Source organism: Paenibacillus pini JCM 16418, from assembly GCF_000576305.1.
Classification (GTDB): Bacteria; Bacillota; Bacilli; order Paenibacillales; family Paenibacillaceae; genus Paenibacillus_AQ; species Paenibacillus_AQ pini.
Genome location: NZ_BAVZ01000029.1, coordinates 23,923 through 30,995, shown reverse-complemented (window position 1 = coordinate 30,995; position 7,073 = coordinate 23,923). Strand labels below are relative to the sequence as shown.

Sequence of the window (7,073 nt, the reverse complement as noted above, 5' to 3'; positions counted from 1 at the left end):
CTGGAGAGTTTTTATAAATATATGGGGGTAATTCGGGGGCAATTTCTTTCCTCGCTTCAAAATACGAACACTTGCCACAAAACAAAAAAACCCTCGCACCATACGGTGCAAGGGATTCCTCGATTAGTAAAGCGTCATGTACTGGTCACGTTCCCAAGCGTGAACTTGAGTGCGATACATATCCCACTCAATTTCTTTAAGCTCGTAGAAGTGTGCAAGAGCATGCTCACCTAGTGCTTCAATGATAACTTCATCACGAACAAGTTCGTTCAAAGCTTCCTTCAAATCTGCTGGCAAGCTAGGAATGCCTTCTTCGATACGCTCTTCTTCAGACATAACGTAGATATTGCGGTCAATTGGATCAGGAAGTTTCAGCTTACGGTTGATACCATCTAGACCAGCTTTCAGCATAACTGCAAGAGCCAAGTAAGGGTTAGCCGCTGGATCTGGATTACGAACTTCGACGCGAGTACTGAGTCCACGTGAAGCCGGAATACGGATCATAGGACTACGGTTACTACCGGACCATGCAACATAACATGGAGCTTCGTAACCAGGAACTAGACGTTTGTAAGAGTTCACTGTTGGGTTAGTGATCGCTGCGAATGCACGTGCATGCTTCAGAACACCAGCCATATAATAGCGAGCAACTTCGCTCAGACCAAGTTCATCTGACTCGTCGTAGAATGCATTCTCTCCACCATTAAATAGTGATTGGTGACAGTGCATACCTGAACCATTTACACCAAACAAAGGTTTAGGCATAAATGTCGCATGTAGTCCATGCTGACGAGCGATGGTCTTAACAACCAGTTTAAAGGTTTGGATCTGATCCGCTGCCTTAATTGCATCTTCATATTTAAAATCAATCTCATGCTGTCCTGGAGCCACTTCGTGGTGAGAAGCTTCAACTTCAAAGCCCATTTCTTCCAGTGTCAACACGATTTCACGACGACAGTTTTCACCTAGATCTGTAGGAGCCAAGTCAAAATATCCACCTTGGTCGTTCAGTTCCGTAGTTGGGTTGCCCTTCTCATCAGTCTTGAACAAGAAAAATTCCGGTTCAGGTCCAACGTTCATGGACGAATAGCCCATTTCTTCAGCTTGCTTCAGGCAACGTTTCAAAATACCACGTGGATCACCAGCAAATGGTGTACCGTCTGGCATATAAATATCGCAAATTAGACGGGCAACACGGTTCTCAGATACCCATGGGAATACTACCCATGTGTCTAGATCCGGATACAGATACATATCGGATTCTTCGATACGCACATAACCTTCAATAGAAGATCCGTCGAACATCATTTTGTTGTCTACCGCTTTTTTTAACTGACTTACTGGGATCTCAACGTTCTTGATCGTTCCGAGCAAATCCGTAAACTGTAAACGGATGAACCGTACATTCTCTTCCTTGGCAATACGTAGAATATCTTCTTTAGTATAACTCACTGTATCCTCTCCCTCTCACATATATACTTATTTATTACTTACTATTTATTAAAAAACCGGGACAATTCGCCTTGAATTAATGACACTTGCCCTGGTCTCTTATCTGATACAAGTTGCTGTTTCAGCAAACGGTGTAATTGAGATTCTGACAATTCCCTACGCTTCACTTCGGTGTCCGCTGTGATAACCGTAGCTTCTTCAGATTCTTTGGTTACCGGGTTCATCACTTGTTTAATACCAGCAATATTAACACCCTTCTCAATTAAAGCTTTGATCTCTAGTAGTCTTTCAACATCGTTAAATGAAAATAACCGTTGGTTTCCAGACGTACGCGCAGGCACAATTAATTGATGTTGTTCATAATACCTAATTTGCCTAGCAGACAGATCGGTAAGCTTCATTACAATACCAATAGGGAATAAGGCCATATTTCTTCGTATCTCATCACCCATGACTCATCTCAACCTTCCAAAATAACATTTTCTAATTGCTATTGTACATTTCCTAATCTAACGTGTCAATAACATGTCAGATAAACTTACAATAAATTTCGTTCTTGCATCGTTTTCAGTGTCATCATCACGCCATACTTAACATGGGAATAGGTTAGACCCCCTTGCATGTATCCGATATATGGCTCACGGATTGGTGCATCCGCTGATAATTCCAGACTACCACCCTGTATAAAAGTCCCTGCTGCCATAATAACTGGATGTTCATAGCCAGGCATATCCCAAGGTTCTGGTACCACGTGACTGTCAACCGCTGCTGCGCGCTGTATACCTTGAACAAAGGCGATTAAGTGGTCTGGGCCAGTAAAGGAAATGGCTTGAATCAAATCTGTACGATGCTCATTCCATGCCGGCTTACTTACAAATCCCGCCTGTTCAAACATGGCTGCTGCAAAAATGCTACCTTTTACCGCTTGTCCCACCAATGTTGGAGCGAGGAATAGCCCTTGGTAAATACCACGTGTAGTTCCCAGCATTGCGCCAACTTCAGCACCAATCCCTGGCGCAGTTAGTCTATAAGCTGCTAGTTCAACATATCGCTGCTTACCACAAATATAACCACCGGTCTCAGCAATACCGCCACCTGGATTTTTAATCAGCGAGCCTGCCATCAGTCAGCACCAACGTCCGTTGGCTCGATTTCTTCTGTAAACTCTCCATAACAATTATCTACAAAGACAATAAGTTCTGGATTAATCCGCTTGATCCGAGCAATCATCTCTCCAATTTGAGATACACTAAATGAAGATCTCCAATCATACCCCCGTGAACGCTGAATACCAATGACCTTCGTCGTTTCTGAAATCCCTGCCTCAACAGCATCCCAGTCAATACCCCCATCTGAAGTAAGCGCAGCTTCGCGGTAGGTAATTCCGAAATCCTGTAAGGAGCCAGAGCCGTCGCCCTGTTTTCCAATTACCTTATGCAAGGTATCGTAAGGTCTACCCGTAATATAGAACAACTCATCTCCAGGTCGCAGAACGCCAAACAATGCTGTTGAGATTGTGTGCGTACCCGAAGCAAAATGCGGGCGTACAAGAGCAGCCTCTGCTCCAAATACGTCCGCATATACTAGATCCAGCACTTCTCTACCTCGATCGTTATAAGCATATCCCGTGGAATTTGCAAAATGAAAATCACTTACTTGGTGCTTCTGAAAAGCATCAATAACCTTCCACTGGTTATGATCTACGACAGCATCCATTTCTCTAAGCTTGCCTTCAATCCGTTGTTCAGCTATCCTCATCCATTGGTTCAACTCTTCTGTAAATCTTGCCATGTCCTACTTCTCTCTCCCTACTGTATCTGTTGTCGTATGTTCTCAAGATGTTTTTGTATACTTAATCACGTTCGATAAAATCTTTTAATGTGTGCCCATACTTCTCGTAATCAGATTGATGTAGTTGAACTGTGTACAGCATATCATCATCAACAAGCTTTTGATTAATGACATCACCTACTCGGTAGAGCACGGATACAACTTCGCCGCGATCGGAAGGAATACGAAACTTCAATGTATCTCCTGTCAGCTTCTGCTGAATTATTTGTCTTAACTTAAGCAAATCGGACTCATCATAGGCACTTAATTTCAGGTATCCATCACCCGTGGGCAGCATTTCCAGTTGCTGAGGTGTACAGAGATCTTTTTTGTTAAAAAGCACGATTTGAGGCGTGTCTGATGAACCAAGCTCCTGCAAAATAGAATCCACCACGGCCATCTGATCTTCTCTCATTTCAGAAGATGCATCAACGACATGAAGCACGAGATCAGCCTCATTGACTTCCTCAAGTGTTGCCCTAAAAGCTGCAATGAGGTCATGTGGAAGATTCTGAATAAAACCCACGGTATCCGTGATCACAACGTTATTACCGCTAGGTAGTTCCATCTCACGTGTTGTGGGATCGAGCGTAGCGAATAGCTGGTTCTCAATATAGACATCAGCCTGCGTCAACTGCTTAAGAAGTGTAGATTTTCCAGCATTGGTGTAGCCCACAAGAGCCAGTTGAATAATCCCGCTCTTCTGTCGTCGCGCCCTATATAACTTACGATGACGTGTTACTTCAGCTAAATGATTCTTGAGTTCCAAGATTCTACCCCGAATATGGCGTCTGTCGGTTTCTAGTTTACTTTCACCAGGCCCCCGAGTACCAATACCACCACCGAGACGCGATAAATTTTTACCTTGCCCGGACAATCGAGGAAGTAGGTACATAAGCTGTGCTAGCTCGACCTGAATAATACCTTCTCTTGTTTTGGCCCTCTGCGCAAATATATCAAGAATGAGCTGTGTCCGATCAATGATTTTGGCATCAAGGCTCTGCTCTAAATTACGTACTTGCGCGCCTGAAAGTTCATGATCAAATATAACCGTGTTTCCTCCATGCATCTCAAGCAACATCCGTAGTTCTTCTACCTTACCTTTACCAATAAACCATCTTGAGTCAGGTACACTCTTGTTTTGTGTTAAAACTTCTAGCACTTCAACACCCGCTGTCTCAGCGAGCTGTACGAGTTCATGTAGCGAATGTTCCGAATCCATGCCCGAGCGTTTAATCTCATCCGTAACAAGGCTGACCAGAATAGCCTTGTCACGGATTTGTGTGTGCGTATCATATGTCGAATTAGCCATATTTATTGCTCCTTTTATCTGCTGTATACAATCAAGTCAGATGCTTGCAGAAGTAGAGCCCTTTAATTCCAGCTTGAAATCCTCCGTTCGAAGTGTCATCAGCTCTACTTTCCCTGGACTTCTTTGGGCATATTGATTCAGTAGGCGCACGGCTTGATTGCGGATGGATTTCTCGATCGTATTGCGTACGTATCTTGCATTACTGAATGCATGGTACCCTCTTCTCTCTCCTGCTGCAAGTGCTGCCTAAGCTTAAGTATCGCCTGAGGCATAAGGATATAGTCGCGTTCTTTCACCATTAACTCCGAGATTTGTATAAGTTGATAATTTGCATTATGAATACATATCAATTAATGCTTGCGATGTTGAATGGCTTCATAACACACAACTTCTATAAAAAATGCATTGTCGATTTTTTCTTTTTTGATCTTCGTATTCAAGCACACTGTCCCAAATTATAACATCAACTTTATCCCCTGACCAATCCTCTAACCGATAAGCAATCCCATACCTTACGATATTATACTTTCTGTTTTAGAATCAATCTCAACCCGATTGATTAGATCCCTTGGCAAAATATCCATAAGATCTTGTCTTGATAATTTTACATGCTTACTCATTAGTCTTACTGCTTGATGGCGAATTGCTTTTTCAATAACATTGCGTACAAATCGCGCATTACTAAAACTAAACTCGTCAATTTTTTCATCAAGTATGATTTCTTTAAATTTTCGAATTGTTTCCGATGCCAGCGTATAATCTCTTTCAGACGCCATTTTAATTGCAATTAGTATTAACTCATCCGTTGTATAGTCTTGAAAATGAATTTGTATCGGAAAACGAGAAGGGAGTCCTGTATTTGTTTGCAAAAACATATCCATTTCATTGGGATAACCCGCTAAAATGATTATAAAGTCATCGTTCCGATCTTCCATTACTTTTACAAGACAATCAATTGCTTCTTTCCCAAAGTCCTTTTCTCCACCTCTAGCCAAGCTGTACGCTTCATCAATAAATAAAATTCCGCCCATCGCCTTCTTTACCAATCTCTCGTCTTTTGAGCCGTATGCCCTATGTATTCCCCCACTAAGTCTGCTCTCTCCACTTCGATTAAATGTCCTTTGCTAAGAACGCCCATGTGTTTAAGCAGTTTTGCAACAATTCTTGCCACTGTAGTTTTCCCTGTACCAGGATTCCCTTTAAATAACATATGATAAACATGAGTTCCAACTTTCAGTCCCGTGTCTTGTCTTATCTTTTCCACTTGCAGCAATGCATATATCTCATAAATAAGGTCCTTCACTTTATCTAGACCAATCATTCCATCAAGTTCTTGAAAAATATCTTTAATCGACTCTAAATGATTCGGGAGCATTGAATTTGTTTCAATAATTTCATTAACGATATGTGGTGCATCTTGATTTTTAAATGTAATGTTCATTCTAGAGTCGTTGATTGTTATTTGTCTTAGGTTTTCGCTCAACAAAATCACCTCGTACAACATTGTATGCAATTACCGAACAACAACATGCAAGTTGATAGGCAAATAATATCTATTTTCTTCTGTAATTCCCATACATTTAGCCTCTATTCCTAAAAAACTTTTGTATCCATTCATGAATAATTACATAAATAACTAGTCCAACAATTATTAGTACGATAGCAAGCCAAATCCATTCACTTAAAAAAAGAATAGACATAAATCCTACGATTGTAGCAAATAAACCGAAAAAATAAAATTATATACCAGCTCTTTAAATTATGGTAAAATTTACTCACTTTGTTAACTGGGGGAAATTAGAACTATGTATTGTATTAATTGTAATCAAAATTTACCAGATGACAGCACTTTTTGTAATAAGTGTGGTCAAAAAGTCCCAGAAATATCAATTGAAGAAATAACTAATAGTGAGACAAGTACTTCAATTGAAATTGAAAAAAAATCCTTTGATTTGCCTGTTACTAAAAAATCAAAAAAGAAACCCGTCTTAATATCTCTAATTATAGTAATTTTACTGGGTATCAGTGGTGGATATTGGTATTACAATGATACACAGAAAAAACAAGAAGCTGCTGAGATCCAAACATATCAAAATAATATATCGGAAGCAGTACTAAGGATAGTAGCTTATTCTTATATCTCTGAAAATATTACAAATCTGTACTCCAAAGTCTGGAGCAAAGCAATAAAAGCAGACTATGGTATTGAAGTAAATGGAAAAAAGCATATGATTTTAATGAGGCTATAAAATTTCAAAGAGAAGCTTAGAAGAAAAAGATATATTAAAAAATGTGAGAGACAATACAGAGACAGTAGATAAATTGATGAAGAGTTTAAATAATCCGCCAGCAGAATTCCAAAAAGCATATGATACATTGGTGGAACTATATGGGTACTACACTCAATACACTGATCAAGCGGATTCTCCTACTGGTAGTTAGATAGAATTTAACAAAAAGACAAATGAACTATCTTCGC

General features: G+C 40.3%; 5 protein-coding genes and 3 pseudogenes. 2 read left to right on the top strand and 6 right to left on the bottom strand.

The features are described 5' to 3' along the window. Positions 1-123: 123 nt before the first annotated feature. The 6 genes and pseudogenes from glnA to JCM16418_RS21760 form a co-directional block, all read right to left on the bottom strand. Positions 124-1,452: a type I glutamate--ammonia ligase gene (gene glnA, locus JCM16418_RS21780; protein WP_036653194.1), complete on the bottom strand. Its 1,329-nt coding sequence runs from the start codon at positions 1,450-1,452 to the stop codon at positions 124-126. 41 nt (positions 1,453-1,493) lie between these two features. Further along, positions 1,494-1,904: a MerR family transcriptional regulator gene (locus tag JCM16418_RS21775; RefSeq protein ID WP_036653192.1), complete on the bottom strand. Its 411-nt coding sequence runs from the start codon at positions 1,902-1,904 to the stop codon at positions 1,494-1,496. An 86-nt stretch (positions 1,905-1,990) separates the two neighbouring features. Continuing rightward, positions 1,991-3,210 (bottom strand): annotated as a pseudogene (locus JCM16418_RS21770) (methionine gamma-lyase family protein). A gap of 94 nt (positions 3,211-3,304) precedes the next feature. Continuing rightward, positions 3,305-4,594, bottom strand: coding sequence for a GTPase HflX (gene hflX / locus JCM16418_RS21765; protein WP_036653189.1), 1,290 nt, complete (start codon positions 4,592-4,594; stop codon positions 3,305-3,307). Positions 4,595-4,630: 36 nt separating this feature from the next. Then, a pseudogene (locus tag JCM16418_RS24460) lies at positions 4,631-4,917 on the bottom strand (AAA family ATPase); the annotation flags it as partial. A 189-nt stretch (positions 4,918-5,106) separates the two neighbouring features. Next, positions 5,107-5,969: pseudogene (locus JCM16418_RS21760) on the bottom strand (AAA family ATPase). A gap of 430 nt (positions 5,970-6,399) precedes the next feature. Here JCM16418_RS21760 and JCM16418_RS26145 point away from each other — a divergent pair. Together JCM16418_RS26145 and JCM16418_RS26140 are read left to right on the top strand one after the other, a co-directional pair. Beyond that, complete coding sequence (locus JCM16418_RS26145) at positions 6,400-6,843, top strand: zinc ribbon domain-containing protein (protein WP_052020665.1); 444 nt, start codon at positions 6,400-6,402, stop codon at positions 6,841-6,843. A gap of 43 nt (positions 6,844-6,886) precedes the next feature. After that, on the top strand, positions 6,887-7,036 hold the full coding sequence (locus tag JCM16418_RS26140) for a hypothetical protein (RefSeq protein ID WP_242403942.1): 150 nt from the start codon (positions 6,887-6,889) through the stop codon (positions 7,034-7,036). Positions 7,037-7,073 lie beyond the last annotated feature (37 nt).